Source organism: Thetidibacter halocola (assembly GCF_018224955.1).
In the GTDB taxonomy this organism is placed as follows: domain Bacteria; phylum Pseudomonadota; class Alphaproteobacteria; order Rhodobacterales; family Rhodobacteraceae; genus Thetidibacter; species Thetidibacter halocola.
This window is the reverse complement of record NZ_JAGTUU010000005.1, coordinates 359,676-381,262: the sequence shown is the minus strand read 5'-3', so window position 1 is coordinate 381,262 and position 21,587 is coordinate 359,676. Positions and strand designations below refer to the sequence as shown.

Here is a 21,587-nt window from a genome sequence, read left to right as displayed (position 1 = left end):
CCGTTTTTCGACAGAACCTGTCGCAGGCGCGACTTATGCCGCGGGCGTGCTTTCCTTCCACACCAGCTTGGGCGCGAAACGCGGGCGGGTGAAGACGAAGTTGTAGAAGTTCTGCGGCTGCAGCGACTCGACCTCGAAGGTCGGCGTGTATTCCGTCTGCGTCTCGACGACGATGACGCTTTCGTTGTTCAGCAGCTTGGGCAGGTTCTCTTCCATCGAGGCCAGCGTCGCATCGTCAAGCGTGTCGAAGCCGCCGCGCGCCTGGGTCCAGTCGATCAGGTAGCCGTCGTCGTCGCTGAAGCGCACCATCGTGACGCGCATGCTGTAAGGGCCGCTGGAGTCGGTCAGGAATTCGAGCAGCGACAGCATGCCATCTAGGTACTCGTCATCGATCGGATCGGTTTCCCGCGACAGCGCGTCCGAGATGGTGAAGGCGGCCTTGGTGTTCAGGCTTTTCTGCCGGAACGCCTCGTAGAAGGAAAAGGTCGCTCCCAGTATCAGGATCAGCAGCGGCACCCAGATGACCGTCTCGATCGTCACGTTGCCGGACTGGTCGCGGCGGAAACGCCGCAGGAGGTTGGAAAACTTGGCGAACATGGTCTTACCTCGGTTCCTGGACAAAGGCGGATGTCACCAGAAGCTGGGCATACCCGTCTTGGTCGACGTTGAACTGGGCCCCAAGAGAAGTCGTGGGGATCATCGGCTTGAACTTCAGGCAGGCGCGGATCAGCATCAGGTCGTTGTCCTGACCGGGCACGAAGTTGCGGACCGGGCGCGGATCCTGGGCGGCGTTCTGGCAGTCCGTCGGTGTCGGCAGACCGGCGAACTCGCGCGGGTCGACCTGCACCATCTCGAGCCGCAGGTTCGCTTCGCACTCGTCGAGAACCGTCGCGAACTGGCAGATCTCGTTGCGCACCTCGGTGTAGCTGGGGATGTGCCCGGTGTTGAGCCGGATTTCCCGCGCCACCAGATCGACCCCGCGTTCCAGCATCGCGTGCCGGAGGTTGAGGTAGGCGATCTCGACGCCGGCGGCGAGGACCATCATGAACACGGTGAAGTAGAGCGCGAATTCGATGGTGGAGGAGCCATCCTCCTGCTTGCGAAAGCGGCGCAGGAAGCGGTGGGACTGGGTCAGGATACCGGTCATTGGATCAGCCTCAGGTTGTTGATCTGCCGTGCCACGATGTCGAAGGCGTCATAGATCTCGTCGCCGGTGACGTGGAAGAAGTGGCTTTCAGACGAGGCGCATTCGCGCATGTCGTCGGCGGCAGCCTGGTTGGTTTCATAGGCGATGGTGAACACCGTCACGCCCAGGGATTTCGCGAGGTCGCATTGCTGCATCAACTGGCCGACGTTGTTGGACTGGGTCGAGAAGGTCTGCCAGCTGCTGCTGCCCTGGTTCTGCAGTTCCACCGTGCCGTTGATCGCGGCGCGCGGATCCTGGGGGCGAACCTGTTCGGTCGTCTGGCCGTCGGTCATGAGAACGATGAACTTTTCGGTCTCGGGGTCGTTCCAGGCGATCGGTCGGCCCTGGAAACGCGGGGCGACCAGTCCACTCTCGATCAGATAGCTGACCGCGTCCGAGGTGCTGGGATCCAGAAGCGAGAGGGCGTATTTCATCGCGTAGTGCAGGCCGGTGCCATCGTGCATCCGCATGCCGCCAATGAACTGCTTCAGCGCCTCCTTGTCATCCGAGTAGTACTGGATCGCCGTGTCCTCGTCCGGGCACCAGCCCCAGTCCATCACGTCCGCGGCGATGGGCCAGTACATGAAGTGGGGGACATAGTCGCTGGATGTCGGCATGTTGGTGTTCGAGAATTCCGCCGAATAGATCTCGACGCACGATCCTGGCATGTTGATGTTTTGCTTGGCAGACTGGCCCGGCGGCATGCCAGCGTCCTGTTCGGCAGCGATCTGTTGCGCGAGTTCGGCGTTGGGCGAGACGTAGTTCGCTTCCCAGGTCACGAAATCGATGCTGCCATAGCTGTAGGTCTTGCCGGGGATCTTGCCCTGGTTCTTGGTCGGGCCGAGGTCGTTGTTGTCGCCGTTCTCGTTGCCTTTCACCTGGAAGTACTGCGTCTTGGTGTTTCCACCCTTGATCGACGCGCCAAGGAAGGTTTCCGGTCCGGTGAGTTCGGAGTTGTTGGCGATCAGGAACGCAACCGTGCCCTTGAAGAAGTCGTCCGCGTCGCGCGATGCGCTTTCCGGGAAGCCTTCCACCTTGTGGGCGCGGTCGTAGACGCCATCACCATCGGTGTCGAAGTAGTAGACCACGTTCGAGATGGCCTGCGGCCAAGGCATGAAATGGCCTTTGCCGGGATCGAACACGCCGCCTTCGGCGAGGCAGGACGGATCCTGCGACCCTTCGTAGGCGTTCTCTGCATTGTTGTTGCACAGCGAGTTGCCGGGCGCGTCCTGGTCGCCGTTGCCCCAGCCGTTGTTCTCTTTCTTGATCTTCGGGCGTTCGCCGCGGAAGTAGTTGAAGAGCGTGTTGCCGGGGTTCACGTGGCCGGCGAACGGCACGAGGTTCAACGTGGTCACGCCGTTCGAATCCTCGTCCATCACCTTGTCGACAAAGGCCTGCGCGGCAGGCTTCATCTTGTTGATGCGGTCGTTGAAGCGCATCGATCCCGAGATATCGAGAACCATCGAGATCTCGACGTTCGAGATCCGCTCCTCGGCCGAGGACAGCGCCGGGGCGGTCAGCGTGTCGAAACCCGACATGCCGAGGAAGATGGTGTCGAGCACCCCGTCACCCCAGGCGGTGACCGTCCGGGCGGTGGCGCTTTCTTCCACGTGAACACCGGACATGACGCCGGCCAGACCCGCCTTGTTCATGTAGTCGTTGACCACATCCACAGGGTCCTGCTGCTGGTCGAGGTCCGCGGCGGCAAGCACCGCGCGGTCCATGGTGGACTGCATCTCGGCGCGTACTGCCTCGAACCGCATGATGTCGACGGCCGCCCCGGTTATCATCAGAATCAGGACCGTCATGAAGACGGAAAACACCGTCATGTTGCCCTCTTCCGATCCGAGGAAAGTCGACGCGCCCCCGCGTTGCGTTCGCATGATCTTTTCTCCTTGCAAATTTCCGTGCCGAAACGCCGGAAGTTAACAAATGGATAAATTTACGATTGGGCAGGAATCGGTATCGAATTGTGGCAAGAAAAAGTTCAACGCCTCAGATTTCAGTTTATTTATATGAAAACGAAATGGTGCGTCCGACCGAAATGGGGCATTTCCGGCGAAGTCGTTTGGAGCGTCCTTTTTTCCCGGGGCGCCCGGAATAGGCGATTCGCAAGGGACAAGACTGCGCGGCGGCGGGGGTCAGAGCCCCTTCGACCGGTAGCTGGCCGCGACCTTGCCGATCGCCACCAGGTAGGCCGCGGTGCGCAGGTCGGTGACGTCGTCGCGGCCATGCCAGACCTGGCGCATTGCGTCGTAGGCGCCACGCATCGTGTCGTCGAGCCCAGAGCGCACCAGCTCCAGCTCGTCCGCGCCGCGCAGGTATTTCTGCTTGAAGTCCGGGGACAGCGTCCAGCCGATTCCGGTATCTGCCGACAACCGTTCGAGCTCGTCGATGACCAGCTGATGGCGCGCCTCCTCCTGGCGGCGCTGCATCCGGCCAAAGCGGATGTGGCCAAGGTTCTTGACCCATTCGAAGTAGGATACGGTCACCCCGCCGGCATTGGCATAGAGGTCGGGTATGATGACGGTGCCGCGACCGCGCAGGACATCGTCGGCGGCCGCGGTGATCGGGCCGTTGGCCGCCTCGATGATCAGCGGCGCCTTGAGGGCATGTGCGTTGGACAGGTTGATGACTCCCTCGAGTGCCGCTGGAATGAGGATGTCACAGTCTTCCTCCAGCACCGCGGCGCCCTCGGCGCTGTGGCGCGCATCCGGGAATCCCGCGACCCCGCCATGCTTCACCAGCCAGTCGCGCACCGCGTCGACATCCAACCCACTGGCCTTGAACAGCGCGCCGTCCCGTTCGACGATGCCGGTGACGATGCAGCCGTCATCGTCGCGCAGAAACCGTGCGGCGTGGTAACCGACATTGCCAAGCCCCTGAACGATAACGCGTTTCCCCTCCAGCCCGCCGACAAGACCGGCCTGCGCCACGTCCTCGGGGTGGCGGAAGAAGGCGCGCAAGGCGAATTGCACGCCACGGCCCGTCGCCTCGACCCGGCCCGCGATCCCGCCGTAGTTCAGCGGCTTGCCCGTCACGCAGGCGCGGGCATTGATGTCGTTGGTGTGCATGCGCGCGTATTGATCGGCGATCCAGGCCATCTCGCGTTCGCTTGTGCCCATGTCCGGGGCGGGCACGTTCTGCGCCGGGTGGATCAAGTCGCGCTTGACCAGTTCATAGGCGAAACGGCGGGTGATGAGTTCCAGTTCGTGCTCGTCCCAGGCGCGCGGATCGATGCACAGTCCGCCCTTGGCGCCGCCGAAGGGCGCCTCGACCAGCGCGCATTTGTAGGTCATCAGCGCGGCCAGCGCCTCGACCTCGTCCTGGTTGACGGAGAGCGCATAGCGGATGCCGCCCTTGACCGGCTCCATGTGCTCGGAATGGACCGAACGGTAGCCGGTGAAGGTCTGAATGCCGCCGCGCAACCGAACGCCGAAGCGCACCGTATAGGTGGCGTTGCAGACGCGGATCTTCTCCTCCAGCCCCGGTGGCAGGTCCATCAGCGCGACGGCGCGGTTGAACATGAGGTCGACGGAATCCCGGAACGAGGGTTCGCTGGTCGGAATCTGGGCCATGGCGGCTCCTTTTGCTGATCGGTCCGGCTCGATCAGCATAGGCTGGCTTACGCCCCGCGCGCACCCCCAGATTGCAGGTCGAGCCGTAAAATCGCCCGAAAACGGAGTCTTTAAGCGCTGTATTGTTCTTGCCGGTGAAACAAAAAATAAAATCGAATTGGACTGTATTCGAGATTATTAAAATTCAAGCAAATTACGATTCAAACCGCCCAATTTCCGCCATTTTGAAATCGCATAAAAGGTTCTGTCTGCACACCCCTCAGGTCGACCAGGCGGTCACCGTGGCCGCACCCGAAGGGCAGGAAGGTTTGTAATGTCGAAACGCATGGAATTGATCGGAAAGGTGGGGCTTGGTCCCTTGCGCCTTTCCGCGACGGGCGGATGGCTGGGCCGTTTCTGGTCCGAACAGGATGGTGCGATGTCCTACCTGGCACTTGCCGGTGCCCTGGTGATGATGGTGTTTGGCGGCATAGGCATCGACATGATGCATGCCGAACTCAAGCGCACGAAGTTGCAGAACACCCTCGACCGTGCCGTGCTCGCCGCCGCTGATCTCGACAACGAGATGGGCCCCGAGGCGGTTGTGCACTCCTATTTCGCCGCCATGGGCATGTCGGACGCCCTGACAGAGGTCAGCGTCACCGAAACGCGCGGTGCGAAGTTCGTCGATGCCGCGGGGCACCAGACGATGCCGTCGAACTTCCTCGGCCTGCTGGGGATCGACACGCTGCAAGCCGACGGTCTGGCAGCGGCCGAGAACGCCCGCGCGCGGACCGAGATCTCGCTGGTGCTGGACGTCTCAGGCTCGATGAGTGGCGTCAAGATCCAGCAGCTCAAGGACGCGGCCAAGGATTTCATCGACCTCGTCCTTCCCGAATGGGACGAAAGCGGTCGCGTCTCGGTGTCGATCGTGCCCTACAACGCGACGGTCAACGTCGGCACGACGCTGGCGCCCTATTTCAACCTTGAGGGTCTGCACGACTATTCCAATTGCGCCCTGTTCGAGGATGACACCTTCTCGACCACCGCGATCGACCCGACCCGGTCGCTGACCCAGCTTTCGCATTTCGACCTGAACAACCCGCTGAACGCGAACGGGCTGGTCGACCGGCCCTGGTGCCCGACCGGTGACACGGCCGCGCTGATGATCCACAGCACCGACGCCGAGGCACTGAAGGCCCGGATCGACGCTTTTCAGGCCGGCGGCAACACGGCAATCGACCTGGGTGTGAAATGGGGCTCTGCCCTGCTCGACCCCGCGATCAATCCCGCGATCATGAAGATGGCCGCGGATGGCCTGATCGACACGCCCTATGCGGCCGATCTGCCCGCGCGCTTCGACGACCCGTATACGAACAAGTATCTCGTGGTGATGACCGACGGTCAGAACACCACGCAATACGATCTCAAGCCGACGATCAAGCACGCCGCCTCGCCGGTCTGGGTCGACACACGCGGCAGCGCCGACCCACGCGACTACATCTATTCCATCCGCGTGGTGGACAAGCCGGGGACGACCCAGGACGTGTTCTACTATCCGCATCGCCGGTCGATGGGACGGACCGCGGCCTATGGCTCTGGCCCGTTCGACGCCACGCTGAACCAACCCGTGCCGGTCACGACGACCGGCGTGCAACGGATCATTCCCGGCACAGGCAGGGCGCATCCCTTCGGCACGACGGAAGAGGGCATGGGTCGCAGCACATTCCAGGCGTTCAAGTCGACCGTCCTTGCCATCCTGGGAATGAACTTCGGCCAATACAAGAAAGCGCTGCTCGAAGGTGAGCCACTGACCGGGGTTGGCACCTATGCCGGTCCGGTGCAGATCGCCTACCAGGATCTTTACGGCCTGATGAACATGCGGACATACGCCAACACGCATGTCCGCCAAGCCTACAATGATGGCTACGCCAGCTACAGCGACTATACCAACGCCTACTACGCCTATGGCGCCATCGTCGACGGCAACCAGGCCGACGACCGGTTGTCGCGGATCTGCGGCGTCGCCCGTGACGAAGGCATCCAGGTTTACGCGATCGGGGTCGAGGCGCCGGCACGCGGACTTCAGGCCATGCAGGACTGCGCCTCTTCCGACTCGCACTACTACGACGTGCAAGGCGACGAGCTGAGCCAGACCTTCTCCAGCATCGGCCGCATCGTGACCGAACTGAGGTTGACACAATGATCCGCAACATCACCACTTCCTTGCGGCGCTTCCGCACTTGCGAGGACGGCTCGATGGTCGTGCCCTTCGCGCTGTGGGCGCCAGTCTTCATCGGCCTGATGGTCTCGTCGATCGAACTGGGTTCGGTCACGGTGCGCCACTCGATCCTCGAACGCGCCGTCGACCAGTCGGTGCGCTCGCTCAAGATCGGCGCGCTGCCCGGCGATCCGGTCACGCTCAAGAGCGCGATCTGCGACAAGGCATCGATCCTGACGAACTGCATGCAGAACCTGCAACTCGAGATGATCGAACTGAACATGCTCGCGTGGCAGGAACCGCCGGCCAAGGCCGATTGCGTGGAAACCTCGACCACCGTCACGCCGCACCGCAAGTTCGACCATGCCGGTGCGCATGACGTCATGCTGCTGCGCGCCTGCTACAAGTTCAAGCCGCTGACCCCGCTTGGCACGCTGGGCGCCGGCCTGCCCAAGGACGAGAACGGATATACCGGCCTCGTTTCCGCAACCGCCTTCGTGCACGAACCCGATTGAGGAGCGAGGCCATGACCCGATCCCTGACCCAATGGTTTCGTGGTTTCGCCAGGGAAACCCGCGGCGACATCACCACCGAAGCGATCATCGTCCTGCCTGTCCTGCTCTGGCTTTTCGGGGTTGGCTGGGTGTATTTCGACGTATTTCGCCAGCAGAGCGTGAACCAGAAGGCCAACTACGCCATCAGCGACATGCTCTCGCGCCAGACCGACCGGATCGAGGCGCCCTTCGTCGACAGCACCTTCAGCTTGTTCAACGTCCTGACCCGGAGCGGCGCGACCGGTGGCGGCCTGCGCCTGACGATGGTCAGCTATGACCAGGACACCGACAGCTGGACCGAAGAATGGAGCCATGTGCGCGGCAATGCCGGCACGGGCGACCTGTCGGATTTCAGCGATCGCCTGCCCACCGTCCATGACGGAGACCACCTGATCGTGGTCGAAAGCTGGGACCACTACGCGCCGGTGTTCAAGGTGGGGCTCGACGCCTTCGACATCACCACCTTCAGCTTCACCCGCCCGCGTTACACGCCGCAAGTCGCCGGCGGCCGCAGCGAAAGCGCCGGCGAGATCGTGACCTGCGAACAGCGGGTGCAGGATTACGCGTCGGCCAACACGCTCACCTCGGACGAGGTCGCGGCGATGCTGTGGAGCGAGTGCGGCACCGACAACAGCTGACGCATTCGTCCGAACCTGATTGGCGCGCCGGGCCTCACCGCCCGGCGCGTTCTTGTATCTTCAGCTGGATGATGTCGGCCACGGGCCGTGTCTGCGACCCCGAGGTGACACCCCCCACGGCCACCTTGCGGCCCAGCCGCCACCACAGGCCCGGCCGCCAGACGCGCGCGCCGGACTGGCGCAGCACCAGGTTGAACCCGTTCGACGGTTTCATCGCGAACATGCCGCGCTCGACGCGCTCCACGTCGTCCAGCCGCGCCAGCACCGTGCCGCTGCGCTCGCGCAGTTCGGTCTCGGTCAGGATCAGCGCCTCGCCGGTGGCGCGCCAGGTGAACTGCCCCAGCACCAGCGATCCTCCCCCCATCGCCATCAGGAACATGTGCCAGAAGATGTTTGCCGGCGGCGACGTCAGGGCGAGATACAGCAGCATCGCCCCCAGCCCCATCATCGAGCCGACGCCGATCAGCCGACGCGGCGTCGACGCCTCGATCACCGCAAGTTCCCGCTCTTTCATGTCCCGACTCCCTGCCTCTTTCCCGCCCCATAGCGGCAAAGCGGCGGCAGGGAAAGTCAGCCGCGCCGCACGGGCCATTCCGCGCCAAGACCGGGCGGCTCGGTATCCACCAGTTCCATCGGGAAACCGTCGGCCAGGACGGACAGGCCCGTGGCCTCTTCCAGCAGTTCGATCATCCGGTCGGACTGCGCCCGCGCACCCAATTTCTCCTGCGCATCGGCGATCATGCCGCAGATCTGCGGCGACAGGCTCAGCGGCACGCCATGCGCCTCGGCCAGCGACTGGAACAGGCCCACATCCTTGGCCACCAGGTCCAGCGTGAAATCCACGTCGCGCGAGCCCGACAGGATCAGCTGGCTTTCCGTCTCATGCACGAAGGATGTGCCAGAACTGATGGCGATGGCCTCAAAGGTGGTGGCCATGTCCAGCCCGGCAGCCTTCATCGTGACCAGCGATTCCATCAGTGTCAGCAGGTTGGCGGTGGCCAGGTAGTTGGTCATCACCTTCAGCCGCGAGGCCGTGCCCACGTCGCCCGTATGCAGCACCTTGCGCCCGAGGATCGTCATCAGCGGCAGCACCGCCTCGAAGGTGGCGCGCGGCCCGCCCACGAAGACAGAGATGTTGCCAGTCGCCGCCCGGTGACACCCGCCCGAGACCGGTGCCTCGACCGCCACGGCCCCGGTGGCGGCGACCTGCGCCGCCTGTCGCTCGATCACCTCCGGATCGGTGGTCGACATCTCGATCCAGGTCTTGCCGGTCTTCATCTCAGGCAGCATCGCGGCCAGAACGGCCTCGGACGCGGCCGGGCTGGGAAGCGAGGTGATGACCACGTCGCACTTCCGCATCAGGGCGGCAGGACTGCCGCCATCCGTCGCCCCCTGGGCCACGAACTCCGCCACCCTCGCGGCATCCAGATCGTGCACCGCCAGCGCCACACCGTTGCGCATGAGATTACCCGCCAGCTTTCCGCCGACCGCCCCAAGACCGATGAATCCGACTCGCATCCGTTCCTCCCGTTTTGCCCGACCTTCGCCAGACCGTCGTGAGAGGTCGCATCCGTTTGCGACATGCCGGCGCGCGCCTTCGCCGCGACGGCCCTGCCAACGCACCACGGCGCCACGGGCGGCCCGAGCCGCCAGCCGCAGGCAGGCGGCGAGACATCCGGCGCGGCGCAGCCGCTCCTTGCGGAAACCGCTCAGTCCCGGCGCGGGTCGCGGGGATAGACGCCGAGGATTTCCAGCATGTCGGTGAAGTAGTCGAGTTCCTCCAGAGCGCGCTTCACCGGCGGATCCTCGGGATGGCCCTCGATATCGGCGTAAAACTGCGTCGCGGTAAAGGATCCGCCGACCATGTAGCTTTCCAGCTTGGTCATGTTCACGCCGTTGGTGGCGAAGCCGCCCATCGCCTTGTAAAGCGCGGCCGGGATGTTGCGCACCTGGAAGACGAAGGTGGTGATCATGCCGTGATCGCCCCGGCGCGAGTAATCCGGCTTGCTGCCCATGATCAGGAATCGCGTGGTGTTATGGGCGTGATCCTCGATGTGGCGGGCGAGGATGTGCAGCCCGTTCAGGTCCGCCGCCAGGTCCGAGGCCAGCGCCCCCGCCTTGCGGTTGCCCGTCCGCGCGATATCCGCCGCCGCGCCTGCGCTGTCTGCCGCCGCTTCGCCCTTTATGCCGTATTGCGACAGGAAGGACGCCGCCTGCGGCAGCAGCACCAGGTGCGCGCGCACCACCTCCAGGTCCTCGATCTGCACGCCGGGCAGCGCCATCAGGCTGATATGCACCCGCACAAACGCCTCGTCGACGATGCGCAGGCCCGATTCCGGCAGCAGCCGGTGGATGTCGGCCACCCGGCCATAGGTGGTGTTTTCCACCGGCAGCATGGCCAGTTCGGCGCGGCCGTCCCTGACGGCGCCGATCACGTCCTCGAAGTTGCGACACGGCAGCGGTTCGTGGTCGGGACGGGCCTCGCGGCAGGCCTGGTCGGAATAGGCACCGGGCTCTCCCTGGAATGCGATCCGCTTGGTCATGGCGCGTTTTCTCCCCTGCCCGGTCGTTTGGTCGCGCCTTCTATATCTTGCTTTGGCCCGAGGGAAGCTCTACTTACCCGCCCGACTGAGGGAACACGCAGGAAAACAGGGCACCCCATGCTTGACACGATGACGTTTACGAAAGTGGTTGGCAGCCTTTGCGGCGCGCTGCTCATCTTTTTGCTCGGCAAATGGGCGGCGGAAAGCCTGTATCATGTTGGCGGCGGCCACGGCGAGGAAGTGGCGGCCTACGTGATAGAGGTTGGTGACAGCGAACCCGCCGAAGAAGTGGCCGAGGTGCCCTTCGAGGAACTGCTTGCAGCGGCGGACGCCGCCGCGGGCGAAAAGGTGTTCGGCAAATGCCGCGCCTGCCACAAGGTCGACGGCACCGACGCGACCGGTCCGCACCTGAACGGCGTCGTCGGGCGCAACATCGACGCGGTGGCCGGGTTCAACTACTCGGGTGCGCTCGAGCAGGTGGGCGATGTCTGGACGCCCGAGAACCTCAACCACTTCCTCGAGAGCCCCAAGAGCGCCGCACCTGGCACCACGATGGGTTTCAACGGCCTTCCCAAGGCCGAGGATCGCGCAAACCTGATCGCATACCTGCAGTCCACGGGCGGCTGAGCGCGTTTGCCGGCAGATTTTCAGGGGCCGTCCCACTTGGGGCGGCCCCTTTTTCGTGCCGGAGGGGTATCATGCCAGCGCTTCCCGCGGCCCAGCGGTGCCGATAACGGAATCTCAACTTGAATGTGGCCAGCATCCGCCTCAACTTTAGATAAAATGCGTCAGAAGCCGCGCGATAACGAAGGGGAGAGCACATGACCCGCCCAGCAGACCGTCTCTTGATGCCGAAATCTCGCGCACGGGCGCAGTCCCGGCAGGCCGTTCGCAGCCGCGCCATGCCTTTGGCCATCCCGATGCGTAGGGTTCTGGCCGGCGCTTTGCTTGGGGTCGGGTTGCTCTGGGCCGCGGATGCACTGGCGGAAAGCCACGAAGCAATCATTCAGACGCATGGCGTCTCGACCTTCGGCGACCTGAAATACCCCGCCGATTTCCCGCATTTCGACTACGTCAACCCGAACGCCCCAAAGGGAGGCGAGTTCTCGACCTGGGCCTTCGGCACGTTCGACAGCCTCACGCCCTACATCCTGAAGGGCAACGCGGCGGCGGGCGCGACGGTGTTCTACGACACGCTTCTGTCAGGCAACCTCGAGGAACCCGACGCGATGTATGGCCTTCTGGCCCACACGATCGAGTATCCCGAAAGCCGCGAATGGGTGATCTTCCGCATGCGCCCAGAGGCGCGCTTTCGCGACGGCACACCCGTGACAGCGCATGACGTGGTCTTTTCGTACAACATCCTGCTGGAAAAGGGCCGCCCGACCTTCAAGACGACCTTTTCGGATTTCCAGAAGGTCGAGGCACTGGACGACCACACCGTCCGCTTCGACTTCAAGCCCGATGGCGCGCTGCGCGAGGTCGTCATGACCGCGGGCGGCATCCCGGTTCTCAGCAAGGCCTATTACGAGAGCCGCGACTTCGCGGAATCCAGCCTCGAGCCGCCAATGGGATCCGGCCCCTATGAGCTTGCCTCGGTCGATCCGGGCCGATCGGTCAGCTACAAGCGGCGCGACGACTACTGGGCCCGCGATCTGCCGATCAACATCGGCCACAGCAATTTCGACACGATCAAGTATGAGTATTTCGCCGACTACACGACCGCCTTCGAGGCGTTCAAGGCCGGCGCCTACCTCTATCGCGAGGAATTCAGCTCGATCGTCTGGGGCACCGGATACGATTTCCCCGCCATAGACGCGGGCCACGTGATTGTCGAGACCCTGCCCGATGGCCGCCCGGCGGGCACGCAGGGCTTCTGGTTCAACCTGCGCCGCGACAAGTTCTCCGACCCGCGTGTGCGCGAGGCGATCGGCATGGCCTTCAACTTCGAATGGTCGAACGAGTCGCTGTTCTACAATCTCTACGAGCGCACCGACAGTTTCTGGGAAAACTCTCGCACCCTCCAGGCCGAGGGCATGCCCTCTGAGGCGGAACTCGCCCTGCTGGAACCGCTGCGTGAATTCTTTCCCGAAACCGTGTTCACCGAACCCGCGTTCAGCCCCGCCGCCTCCAGCGCCGCGGACCTGGCCGACCGCCGGCAGCTGCGCCGCGCCTCGGGCCTGCTGGAAGAGGCGGGCTGGATCGTCGGCGAAGACGGGCTCCGCTACAAGGACGGTCAGAAACTGACGATCGAGGTGCTGAACGACAGCCCCAGCTTCGACCGGATCATCAATCCCTATATCGAGAACCTGAAACGCCTCGGCATCGACGCGACCGCCAACCGCGTCGACCCGGCCGAGGCCCAGGAACGCGAGAAGAATTTCGACTACGACATCGTCACCCAGCGCTTCAGCATGGGCCAGACGCCGGGCGACGAACTGCGCCAGATCTTCGGATCCGAAAGCGCCGACACCCCCGGCTCGGTCAACGTCGCTGGTCTCAAGAACGAAGGCGTCGACCGCCTGATCCGCATCATCGCCGACGCGCAGAGCCGCAAGGAACTGGACACCGCCGTCAAGGCGCTGGACCGGGTGCTGCGGTCGATGCACATCTGGGTGCCGCAATGGTACAAGGGCGTGCACAACATCGCCTACCGCGACGCCTTCGGCCGCCCCTATACCGACACGCCCCCGCCGCTGAGCCTCGGTGTCGAGTCGATCTGGTGGTGGGACGAGGACAAGGCCCGGGCGCTGCGTGCCGCCGGCGCGCTGTAACCAACGATGGGCGCCTATATCCTCCGACGCTTGCTGCTCATCATCCCCACTTTGCTGGGGATCATGATCGTGAACTTCGCGCTGGTGCAATTCGTGCCAGGCGGCCCGATCGAGCAGATCATCGCCCAGATCGAGGGCGAGGGCGACGTGTTTGCCGGCATCGCCGGCGGCGGCGGCGAGACCCAGGCTGCCGCCGAGGACGGTGTCGGCCGCCGCGGCCTGCCGCCGGAATTCATCGCCGAACTGGAAAAGGAATTCGGCTTCGACAAGCCGCCGCTGGAACGCTTCCTCAACATGTTGTGGAACTACATGCGGCTCGACTTCGGCGAGAGCTATTTCCGCTCGATCAGCGTGATCGACCTGGTTCTTGAAAAGATGCCCGTGTCGATCAGCCTCGGCCTCTGGTCGACGCTGATCGCCTATATCATCTCGATTCCGCTGGGCATCCGAAAGGCGGTCAGGGACGGCTCCAGCTTCGACACCTGGACCTCTGGCGCGATCATCGTGGCCTACGCGATCCCCGGCTTCCTCTTTGCCATCCTTCTGCTGGTCCTGTTCGCGGGCGGCTCCTACTGGCAGATATTCCCGCTGCGCGGCCTGACCTCGGACAACTGGGACGAACTCAGCCTGCTGGACAAGGTGGCGGACTATTTCTGGCACATCACCCTGCCGGTCGTGGCCTCGACGATCTCGGCCTTCGCCACGCTGACCCTGCTGACCAAGAACAGCTTCCTCGACGAGATCAAGAAGCAATACGTGATGACCGCCCGCGCCAAGGGACTGAAGGAAAGCCGCGTGCTGTATGGCCATGTCTTCCGCAACGCCATGCTGATCGTCATCGCGGGCTTTCCGGCGGTGTTCATCGGCGTGTTCTTCTCCGGCAGCCTGATCATCGAGACGATCTTCAGCCTCGACGGGCTGGGGCGGCTGGGTTTCGAGGCGGCAGTGGCGCGCGACTACCCGGTGATCTTCGGAACGCTCTTCATCTTCGGCCTGATCGGGCTGGTCGTGGGCATCCTGTCGGACCTGATGTACGTGCTGGTCGATCCGCGCATCGATTTCGAAAAGCGCGAGGGCTGAGGCATGGTGACCAATCCCTCCCCGCTTCCGCCGCAGCGCGACGAGATCAACCCAGACGTTCTGCCCGCCCACCTGCCGGGCATGCCGGTGCACGTTCCGCCGGCGCCGGGTGGCCTGTTTACCCTGTCACCGCTGAACCGGCGCCGCTGGAACAACTTCAAAAAGAACCGCCGCGCCTTCTGGTCGCTGTGGATCTTCCTAGCGCTGTTCGTGACCTCGCTCTTTGCCGAGTTCATCGCCAACGACAAGCCGATCCTGGTCAGCTATCGCGGCGAGCTGCGCATGCCGATCTTCACCTTCTACCCCGAGACCGATTTCGGTGGCGACTTCCGGACCGAGGCCGCCTATCGCGACCCCGAGGTGCGCTGCCTGATCCGAACCGGCGGGCTGGAGGAGTGTTTCGACGACCCCGACGGGCTGATCGAGCGGGTCGAGGCCGGAGAGACGCTGGATGGCGATTTCCAGAAGGGCTGGATGATCTGGCCGCTGGTGCCCTACAGCTTCAAGACACCGGTCGACCGCCCCGGCGCGGCCCCCCTGCCCCCGAACGAGCAGAACTGGCTCGGCACGGACGACACGAAACGCGACGTGGTGGCGCGGGTGATCTACGGCTTCCGCCTGTCGATCCTGTTCACGCTGATCGTCACTGTCTGCGCCTCGGTGATCGGCATCATCGCCGGCGCGCTCCAGGGTTATTTCGGCGGCTGGCTCGATCTGATCTTCCAGCGCATCATCGAGATCTGGACGGCGACTCCGTCGCTATACGTCATCATCATCCTCTTCGCGATCCTCGGGCGAAGTTTCTGGCTGCTGGTCATCCTGACGGTGCTGTTCGGCTGGGTGGCGCTGGTGGGTGTGGTGCGGGCCGAATTCCTGCGCGCCCGCAACCTCGAATATGTCCGCGCGGCCAAGGCCCTCGGGGTCAGCAACGGGCGGATCATGTTCCGCCACATGCTGCCCAACGCGATGGTCGCCACGCTGACCATGCTGCCCTTCATCGTCACAGGCACGATCAGCACGCTGGCGGGCCTCGACTTTCTGGGCTTCGGTCTGCCTTCCTCGGCGCCCTCGCTGGGCGAACTGACCTTGCAGGCAAAACAGAACCTCCAGGCGCCCTGGCTCGGCTTTACCGCCTTCACGGTCTTTGCCGTGATGCTGTCGCTGCTCGTGTTCATCTTCGAGGGCGTGCGCGACGCGTTCGACCCCAGGAAGACCTTCTCATGAGCGCCATCCTGCAAGTCCGCGACCTCAAGGTCTCCTTCCGCCAGGACGGCGCACTCACACAGGCCGTCAAGGGCGTCAGCTTTGACATCGCCGCAGGCGAGACCGTTGCGCTGGTGGGCGAGTCGGGCTCGGGCAAGTCCGTCACCGCCCTCTCCACCGTCTCACTTCTGGGCGACGCGGCCCGGGTCGAGGGTTCGGTGCGCTACCGCGACCAGGAGATGATCGGCGCCGAGGACCGGCTGCTGCGCAAGGTGCGCGGCAACGACATCAGCTTCATCTTCCAGGAGCCGATGACCTCGCTCAACCCGCTGCACACGCTGGAAAAGCAGCTGGCCGAAAGCCTCGCCCTGCACCAGGGACTGGTCGGCGAAGCGGCCCGCGACCGCATCCTCGATCTGCTGACCAGGGTGGGCATCCGCGACCCGGAAACCCGGCTGGGCGCCTATCCGCACCAGTTGTCGGGTGGGCAGCGCCAGCGGGTCATGATCGCCATGGCGCTGGCCAACGGGCCCGACCTGCTGATCGCGGACGAACCCACCACCGCGCTCGACGTGACGATCCAGGCGCAGATCCTGCACCTGCTGGCCGAACTCAAACGGTCGGAAAACATGAGCCTGCTGTTCATCACCCATGACCTCGGCATCGTGCGCCGCATCGCCGACCGGGTCTGCGTGATGAAGAACGGCGAGATCGTCGAGGCCGGCCCCACCGCCGAGATCTTCGCCAACCCGCAGCATCCCTACACGCAGATGCTGCTGGCGGCCGAAAGCACCGGCACGCCGGATCCCGTGCCACAGAACGCGCCCGAGATCGCCCGGACCGACAACCTGAAAATCTGGTTCCCGATCCAGCAGGGCCTGATGAAACGCACCGTGGGCTACGTCAAGGCGGTGAACGACGCCTCGATCTCTGTCCGGGCCGGCGAGACCATCGGCATTGTCGGCGAAAGTGGGTCCGGCAAGACGACGCTGGCGCTGGCGATCATGCGGCTCATCGCCTCCGAGGGCGGGCTGACCTACCGGGGCGAGGACATGCGCGGATGGTCCACGAAACGCCTGCGCAAGCTGCGCTCGGAAATGCAGATCGTCTTCCAGGACCCGTTCGGCAGCCTCAGCCCGCGCATGACCTGCGAACAGATCATCGCCGAGGGGCTGGGCGTGCACGGCTCGCCCGACGGCAAGCCGCATCGCCAGGCGGTGGCCGAGGTCATGGCCGAGGTCGGGCTCGACCCGGCGACGATGCACCGCTACCCGCACGAATTCTCCGGCGGCCAGCGCCAGCGCATCGCCATCGCCCGCGCCATGGTGCTGCGGCCGCGCCTCGTGGTGCTGGACGAACCCACCAGCGCGCTAGACATGACGGTGCAGGTTCAAATCGTGAACCTGCTGCGCGACCTGCAACGGAAATATGACCTCGCCTACCTGTTCATCAGCCACGACCTCAAGGTGATCCGCGCCATGGCGCACAAGGTCATCGTGATGAAACAGGGCGACGTGGTCGAGATTGGCGCGGTGCGCGACATCTTCGAGGCACCGCAGAACGATTATACCCGCCAGCTGCTCTCTGCGGCCTTCGACGACATCGCGATCTGACGCGGTCCGGCAAGGACAGGCATGGGACGGCGGGCGGGGCGAGTTTCCGCGCCAGCGGAAAGAGCGCCGTCCCGTCGCCCGATCAGATCGCCGACGAATGCCCCGCCTTGCTGAGGTCGTAGGCGTCGAAGGAACGCGCGATCATGCGCGTCAGCGGCCGTGCCACGGGCGGCACGAACAGCCCGTCCTCGGTCACCTCGAGCATGGTCTCGAACTCCCGGTTGATCCGCTCGAACCAGTCGAAAAGCGCCGTGCGCCCGATCTCATGCCCTGCCAGGATCTCGGCCGCATCGATGCGGAAATCGCACATCACCGCCTCGATCAGACGCGCCCGCAGCCGGTCGTCCTCGCTGAAGACATGCCCCCGCGCGGTCGAGAACCGCCCGTCGCGCACCGCCGCCGTATGGGCCGAGGTGCCCGAGGCGTTCTGTGTGTAACCTTGCGGGAATTTCGAAATCGACGAGGCCCCGACCCCGATCAGAGCCTCGGCCGTATCATCGGTATAGCCTTGGAAGTTCCGCCGCAGCCGCCCTTCCTTGCGCGCGATCGACAGCCCGTCGGAGGGCTGCGCGAAATGGTCGATGCCGATCTCATCATAGCCGTCCCAGACGAACAGCCGCCGGGCGGTCTCGAACAGGTCCAACCGCTCGGCCGGGGTCGGCAGCGCGTCCGAGGGGATCAACTGCTGGCGCTTGGCCATCCACGGCACATGCGCATAGCCATAAAGCGCTACGCGGTCAGGGGCAAAGCTCAGCAACTTCTGCACCGTGTCGGTGATGCGCGCCCGGCTCTGGTGTGGCAGGCCAAAGAGGATGTCGGCATTCAGGCTGGCGACGCCGCGCTCGCGGATCATGTCGACCGCCGCACGGGTCACGTCGAAGCCCTGCGGCCGGCCGATCGTCTCCTGGATCTCGGGGTCGAAATCCTGCACCCCGATCGAGGCGCGGTTCATGCCGCCCGCGACCAGCACGTCCAGCCGGGCGCCATCCACCTCGTTCGGATCTATCTCGACCGAGAACTCGGCCCCCTCGGCAAGGTCCGCCACGTCGCGAATCGCCGCGATCAGCTCGGCCATCATTTCAGGCGACAGCAGCGTCGGTGTGCCCCCGCCCCAGTGCAGCCGCGACAATTTCACGCCCCTCGGCAGGTGCCGCTTCAGCAGGGCCAACTCGTCCTTCAGTGTCTCGACATAGGCCGCGACCGGCGACAGCGTCGTGGTGCCCTGCGTCCGACAGGCGCAGAACCAGCACAGCCTGCGGCAAAATGGAACATGCAAATAAAGAGATATATGCCCATCTTCAGGTAGACGTTCGATCCAGGCCGCATGGTCGGACGCTCCGACACCACCCGCGAACTGCGGTGCTGTCGGATAAGAGGTGTAACGCGGCACCTTTGCGTCGAAGAGACCCAGACGCGCGAGTTGTGTTTGTTGTTTCATATACGTAGGCTATTGAGGGCGAGGGAGTGCTACATTGACACAGATCAACCGGGGGAGCCCGATGCTCAACGAACGAAGCCTCTCGCCCCAGCAGGACTGCGAGGATTGCCCCATCCGTCACCGCGCCGTCTGCGCGCGCTGCGAGACGGACGAGTTGCGGAAGCTCGAGGAAATCAAGTTCTATCGCCGATTCGAGGCGGGCAGCCACGTGATCTGGTGCGGCGACCGGATGGATTTCGTGGGCTCGGTGATCTCGGGCATCGGCACGCTGACCCAGACGCTCGAGGATGGCCGCACGCAGATGGTGGGCCTGCTGCTGCCAAGCGATTTCATCGGTCGCCCGGGGCGTGACGAGGCCGCCTATGACGTCATCGCCACAACCGACCTGGTCATGTGCTGCTTCCGCAAGAAACCATTCGAGTCGATGCTGGCCAAGACACCGCATATCGCCCATCGGCTGCTGGAAATGACGCTGGACGAACTCGACGCGGCGCGGGACTGGATGATCGTGCTGGGCCGCAAGTCCGCCCGCGAAAAGATCGCCTCGCTGCTGTCGATCATCGCGCGCCGCGACGCCTCGCTGCACATGCGCAGGATCGAGGGGCCGCTGGCCTTCGACCTGCCACTGACGCGCGAGGCGATGGCCGACTACCTCGGCCTCACGCTGGAAACCGTCAGCCGCCAGATCTCGGCGCTCAAGCGGGACGGCGTGATCGAACTCGAGGGCAAGCGCCACGTCACCGTGCCCGACATGGCGCGCCTGATGGAAGAGGCGGGCGACGACGCCGACGGCGGCATGCTGGTCTGATTGCCCGGTCCGGGTCGATGGCCCGGCGCCTGTCAGGCCCTGCCCTGAAAGATCGTGTCGAAATTGCCGTAGACCATGCGCTTGCCGTCAAAGGGCATGGTCATTTCCTGCCAGCGCGCGTCCGTCTCCATCGACGCCCAGCAGCGTTCGGCGGTGGCCTTGTCGGGCCAGAGGATCCAGCTGAACACGATCTTTTCGCCCGGCGCACGTTTCACTGCCATGGGAAAGGACGTGACCTCGCCATCCGGCACGGCATCTTCCCAGCATTCCCACTGATCCAGCGCACCATAGTCGCGAAACAGCGGCCAACTTGCGCGCGCCGAGTCGATGTAGGCCTCCTTGTTGGCTTCCGGCACGGCGGCGAGAAATCCCGATACATAGGTCATGGCGCGTCTCCTTGCGGTTCGCCCACCAGCCTGATCGAAATTAGGTTGATATCAACAAGAATAGTGACGTGGACCGTGACCTGCCCCTGTCGGTGACGCACGAGGTGCGCTGCCTGTGTTTCCGGTGCCAAGAAATGGCGCGCCGGCTTGCACGCCAGTTCGATGCGGCGTTTCGCCCGATTTGCCTGACGCAAGGACCGTTTTCGTTGATGATCGCGCTGAACCGGCCGGAACCGCCGCGCCTTGGCGACCTCGCCCCCGGCTTCGACATGGACCGCAGCACGCTGACCGCCGCGCTGAAACCGCTGGAACGGGACGGTTTGGTGACAGTCACGCCCGATCCGCAGGACCGCCACGCGTGGCGCCTGCACCTGACCGGCAAGGGGGCGACCTGCAAAAGCGCGCCGTACCGGTCTGACCCGAGACACATGACGCGATCGACGCCGTCCTGAGGGACTGGACGAAAATCCTGCGCGCGACGCGAACGCCGTGCGGGACGGTGGGCGGGGCGGGGCGATGCGCGGCACGCGCGAGCGCCGCATCACCGTCCGCGCCCGGATCAATGCGCCATGAAGACCGGGACGCTCGCCGCTTCCAGCATGTTGCGGGTCGCCCCGCCCAGGATCGCCTCGCGGAAGCGCGAGTGGCCATAGGCGCCCATCACCACCATGTCGGCATTGATGTCCGCGACATGCCGCATCAGCACGTCCGACACCCGCGGCAGCGTCTTGGACAGCACGTCGATCTCGGCGCGCACGCCATGACGCGACAGCCATTGCGCCAGAAGCCCGCCGGGGTCGGACCGGTTCGGCCCATGGCTCGGCGGGTCGATCACGACGATATGCACGTCATCGGCCTGTTGCAACAAGGGCAGCGCGGACTTGATGGCGCGCATCGCCTCGGCGCTCTCGTTCCAGCCCAGCACGATCTTCTGCGGTTGCGCCGAGCCGCTGATTTCATCGGGCAGCACCATCACCGGGGCGTGACCCTCGAACAGGGCGCTTTCGGTCACCGGTTCCAGCTCGACGCCGCGCCCCTTGCCATAGGGCAGCGGCAACAGAACCAGGTCGGAAAAACGGGCGCGGGATGCGACATGGCGGCCGATATCCGCCAGCTGCGCCACCCCCTCCTCGACCGCCCAGCGGCAGCCGAAATTGCCCAGCGTGGTCCGCACGTCCTGCGCCAGCGCCGCCGCCTCGGCCGTGGCGCGGCTCAGGGTCTCCTGCAGCACCATCGCGTTGGCGCCGGCATAGTAATAGCCGGTCTGCGTCCGGTCGACGCCGAAACTGAGAACGTCCAGATGCGCGTCGAATCCCTCGGCCAGGGCAGCGGCACGCTCCACCGTGCTCTGGGCCAGGGCGCTGTCGGTCACGACGCTCAGCAAGGTCTTGTATCCCGTTGTCATGGTCTTTCTCCAGATGATCCTGTGTTCACGCTAGCAGCGCCCGATCCGCGTCACTTTGACCCCGGTCAAACCGCCAGGCCGAAACCTTTGATGCAGATCAAGGATAGGTTTCGGGAAAACCCTCAAGACCGGGGCAGTCTAGAACTCCCTGCACGGGCTATGGATTCGTGCGGGTCTGACG

Annotated in this window: 20 protein-coding genes; 10 read left to right on the top strand and 10 right to left on the bottom strand. The window is 64.3% G+C overall.

Going from position 1 to position 21,587, the window contains the following annotated elements; translation table 11 throughout:
• Positions 1-33 precede the first annotated feature (33 nt).
• The 4 genes from KB874_RS14545 to KB874_RS14530 form a co-directional block, all read right to left on the bottom strand.
• Positions 34-597: a TadE/TadG family type IV pilus assembly protein gene (locus tag KB874_RS14545; protein ID WP_212537262.1), complete on the bottom strand. Its 564-nt coding sequence runs from the start codon at positions 595-597 to the stop codon at positions 34-36.
• Between the two features lie 4 nt (positions 598-601).
• Positions 602-1,147, bottom strand: a complete 546-nt coding sequence (locus KB874_RS14540) for a TadE/TadG family type IV pilus assembly protein (protein ID WP_212537261.1) — start codon at positions 1,145-1,147, stop codon at positions 602-604.
• Complete coding sequence (locus KB874_RS14535) at positions 1,144-3,069, bottom strand: Tad domain-containing protein (protein ID WP_212537260.1); 1,926 nt, start codon at positions 3,067-3,069, stop codon at positions 1,144-1,146. The genes KB874_RS14540 and KB874_RS14535 overlap by 4 nt, the downstream gene beginning before the upstream one ends.
• A gap of 258 nt (positions 3,070-3,327) precedes the next feature.
• Positions 3,328-4,764 (bottom strand): Glu/Leu/Phe/Val family dehydrogenase, encoded by a 1,437-nt coding sequence (locus tag KB874_RS14530; protein WP_212537259.1) that lies wholly within the window; start codon positions 4,762-4,764, stop codon positions 3,328-3,330.
• Positions 4,765-5,077: 313 nt separating this feature from the next.
• On the opposite strand from KB874_RS14530, the gene KB874_RS14525 reads away from it, so the two are divergent.
• Genes KB874_RS14525 through KB874_RS14515 form a run of 3 tightly spaced genes read left to right on the top strand, consistent with a single transcriptional unit; the run spans position 5,078 to position 8,156 of the window.
• Complete coding sequence (locus tag KB874_RS14525; RefSeq protein ID WP_212537258.1) at positions 5,078-6,949, top strand: pilus assembly protein TadG-related protein; 1,872 nt, start codon at positions 5,078-5,080, stop codon at positions 6,947-6,949.
• The gene (locus tag KB874_RS14520) at positions 6,946-7,479 is read left to right on the top strand and encodes a TadE/TadG family type IV pilus assembly protein (protein ID WP_212537257.1); all 534 of its coding nucleotides are present in this window, start codon (positions 6,946-6,948) and stop codon (positions 7,477-7,479) included. Before KB874_RS14525 ends, KB874_RS14520 begins: the two co-directional genes overlap by 4 nt.
• Before the next feature lie 11 nt (positions 7,480-7,490).
• On the top strand, positions 7,491-8,156 hold the full coding sequence (locus KB874_RS14515; protein WP_212537256.1) for a TadE/TadG family type IV pilus assembly protein: 666 nt from the start codon (positions 7,491-7,493) through the stop codon (positions 8,154-8,156).
• Positions 8,157-8,190: 34 nt separating this feature from the next.
• Here the strand turns inward: KB874_RS14515 and KB874_RS14510 are convergent, their stop codons facing one another.
• The 3 genes from KB874_RS14510 to KB874_RS14500 form a co-directional block, all read right to left on the bottom strand.
• Positions 8,191-8,670 carry an FIG domain-containing protein gene (locus KB874_RS14510; protein ID WP_212537255.1) on the bottom strand — a complete coding sequence of 160 codons (480 nt, stop codon included), beginning with the start codon at positions 8,668-8,670 and terminating at the stop codon, positions 8,191-8,193.
• A 56-nt stretch (positions 8,671-8,726) separates the two neighbouring features.
• Positions 8,727-9,779, bottom strand: coding sequence for an NAD(P)-dependent oxidoreductase (locus KB874_RS14505; RefSeq protein WP_346346557.1), 1,053 nt, complete (start codon positions 9,777-9,779; stop codon positions 8,727-8,729).
• A gap of 86 nt (positions 9,780-9,865) precedes the next feature.
• Complete coding sequence (locus KB874_RS14500) at positions 9,866-10,699, bottom strand: prephenate dehydratase (protein ID WP_212537253.1); 834 nt, start codon at positions 10,697-10,699, stop codon at positions 9,866-9,868.
• 117 nt (positions 10,700-10,816) lie between these two features.
• On the opposite strand from KB874_RS14500, the gene KB874_RS14495 reads away from it, so the two are divergent.
• The 5 genes from KB874_RS14495 to KB874_RS14475 all read left to right on the top strand — a co-directional run bounded on the left by KB874_RS14495 (position 10,817) and on the right by KB874_RS14475 (position 17,369).
• Entirely contained in the window at positions 10,817-11,326 is a 510-nt protein-coding gene (locus tag KB874_RS14495) for a c-type cytochrome (protein WP_212537252.1), read from the top strand.
• A 194-nt stretch (positions 11,327-11,520) separates the two neighbouring features.
• Positions 11,521-13,473: an extracellular solute-binding protein gene (locus KB874_RS14490; RefSeq protein ID WP_212537251.1), complete on the top strand. Its 1,953-nt coding sequence runs from the start codon at positions 11,521-11,523 to the stop codon at positions 13,471-13,473.
• A 6-nt stretch (positions 13,474-13,479) separates the two neighbouring features.
• Positions 13,480-14,553: a microcin C ABC transporter permease YejB gene (locus tag KB874_RS14485; protein ID WP_212537250.1), complete on the top strand. Its 1,074-nt coding sequence runs from the start codon at positions 13,480-13,482 to the stop codon at positions 14,551-14,553.
• 81 nt (positions 14,554-14,634) lie between these two features.
• A complete protein-coding gene (locus KB874_RS14480; protein ID WP_212537332.1) occupies positions 14,635-15,777 on the top strand; it encodes an ABC transporter permease in 1,143 nt (380 codons plus the stop codon).
• The gene (locus KB874_RS14475) at positions 15,774-17,369 is read left to right on the top strand and encodes an ABC transporter ATP-binding protein (RefSeq protein ID WP_212537249.1); all 1,596 of its coding nucleotides are present in this window, start codon (positions 15,774-15,776) and stop codon (positions 17,367-17,369) included. The genes KB874_RS14480 and KB874_RS14475 overlap by 4 nt, the downstream gene beginning before the upstream one ends.
• An 82-nt stretch (positions 17,370-17,451) precedes the next feature.
• On the opposite strand, the gene hemN is transcribed toward KB874_RS14475, so the two are convergent.
• Entirely contained in the window at positions 17,452-18,807 is a 1,356-nt protein-coding gene (gene hemN, locus KB874_RS14470; protein WP_212537248.1) for an oxygen-independent coproporphyrinogen III oxidase, read from the bottom strand.
• A gap of 61 nt (positions 18,808-18,868) precedes the next feature.
• On the opposite strand from hemN, the gene fnrL reads away from it, so the two are divergent.
• The gene (fnrL, locus tag KB874_RS14465; protein WP_212537247.1) at positions 18,869-19,615 is read left to right on the top strand and encodes a transcriptional regulator FnrL; all 747 of its coding nucleotides are present in this window, start codon (positions 18,869-18,871) and stop codon (positions 19,613-19,615) included.
• 32 nt (positions 19,616-19,647) lie between these two features.
• Here fnrL and KB874_RS14460 read toward each other — a convergent pair whose 3' ends face one another.
• A complete protein-coding gene (locus KB874_RS14460; RefSeq protein ID WP_212537246.1) occupies positions 19,648-20,001 on the bottom strand; it encodes a DUF1428 domain-containing protein in 354 nt (117 codons plus the stop codon).
• Positions 20,002-20,210: 209 nt separating this feature from the next.
• On the opposite strand from KB874_RS14460, the gene KB874_RS14455 reads away from it, so the two are divergent.
• The gene (locus KB874_RS14455) at positions 20,211-20,453 is read left to right on the top strand and encodes a MarR family transcriptional regulator (protein ID WP_249200493.1); all 243 of its coding nucleotides are present in this window, start codon (positions 20,211-20,213) and stop codon (positions 20,451-20,453) included.
• Between the two features lie 107 nt (positions 20,454-20,560).
• Here KB874_RS14455 and KB874_RS14450 read toward each other — a convergent pair whose 3' ends face one another.
• Positions 20,561-21,406: a universal stress protein gene (locus KB874_RS14450; protein WP_212537245.1), complete on the bottom strand. Its 846-nt coding sequence runs from the start codon at positions 21,404-21,406 to the stop codon at positions 20,561-20,563.
• Positions 21,407-21,587 lie beyond the last annotated feature (181 nt).

Coding starts and splice junctions, on each gene's coding strand:
- KB874_RS14545 (WP_212537262.1), bottom strand. CDS start 597: ATGTTCGCCAAGTTTTCCAACCTCCTGCGGCGTTTCCGCCGCGACCAG.
- KB874_RS14540 (WP_212537261.1), bottom strand. CDS start 1,147: ATGACCGGTATCCTGACCCAGTCCCACCGCTTCCTGCGCCGCTTTCGC.
- KB874_RS14535 (WP_212537260.1), bottom strand. CDS start 3,069: ATGCGAACGCAACGCGGGGGCGCGTCGACTTTCCTCGGATCGGAAGAG.
- KB874_RS14530 (WP_212537259.1), bottom strand. CDS start 4,764: ATGGCCCAGATTCCGACCAGCGAACCCTCGTTCCGGGATTCCGTCGAC.
- KB874_RS14525 (WP_212537258.1), top strand. CDS start 5,078: ATGTCGAAACGCATGGAATTGATCGGAAAGGTGGGGCTTGGTCCCTTG.
- KB874_RS14520 (WP_212537257.1), top strand. CDS start 6,946: ATGATCCGCAACATCACCACTTCCTTGCGGCGCTTCCGCACTTGCGAG.
- KB874_RS14515 (WP_212537256.1), top strand. CDS start 7,491: ATGACCCGATCCCTGACCCAATGGTTTCGTGGTTTCGCCAGGGAAACC.
- KB874_RS14510 (WP_212537255.1), bottom strand. CDS start 8,670: ATGAAAGAGCGGGAACTTGCGGTGATCGAGGCGTCGACGCCGCGTCGG.
- KB874_RS14500 (WP_212537253.1), bottom strand. CDS start 10,699: ATGACCAAGCGGATCGCATTCCAGGGAGAGCCCGGTGCCTATTCCGAC.
- KB874_RS14495 (WP_212537252.1), top strand. CDS start 10,817: ATGCTTGACACGATGACGTTTACGAAAGTGGTTGGCAGCCTTTGCGGC.
- KB874_RS14490 (WP_212537251.1), top strand. CDS start 11,521: ATGACCCGCCCAGCAGACCGTCTCTTGATGCCGAAATCTCGCGCACGG.
- KB874_RS14485 (WP_212537250.1), top strand. CDS start 13,480: ATGGGCGCCTATATCCTCCGACGCTTGCTGCTCATCATCCCCACTTTG.
- KB874_RS14480 (WP_212537332.1), top strand. CDS start 14,635: ATGCCGGTGCACGTTCCGCCGGCGCCGGGTGGCCTGTTTACCCTGTCA.
- KB874_RS14475 (WP_212537249.1), top strand. CDS start 15,774: ATGAGCGCCATCCTGCAAGTCCGCGACCTCAAGGTCTCCTTCCGCCAG.
- hemN (WP_212537248.1), bottom strand. CDS start 18,807: ATGAAACAACAAACACAACTCGCGCGTCTGGGTCTCTTCGACGCAAAG.
- fnrL (WP_212537247.1), top strand. CDS start 18,869: ATGCTCAACGAACGAAGCCTCTCGCCCCAGCAGGACTGCGAGGATTGC.
- KB874_RS14460 (WP_212537246.1), bottom strand. CDS start 20,001: ATGACCTATGTATCGGGATTTCTCGCCGCCGTGCCGGAAGCCAACAAG.
- KB874_RS14455 (WP_249200493.1), top strand. CDS start 20,211: ATGATCGCGCTGAACCGGCCGGAACCGCCGCGCCTTGGCGACCTCGCC.
- KB874_RS14450 (WP_212537245.1), bottom strand. CDS start 21,406: ATGACAACGGGATACAAGACCTTGCTGAGCGTCGTGACCGACAGCGCC.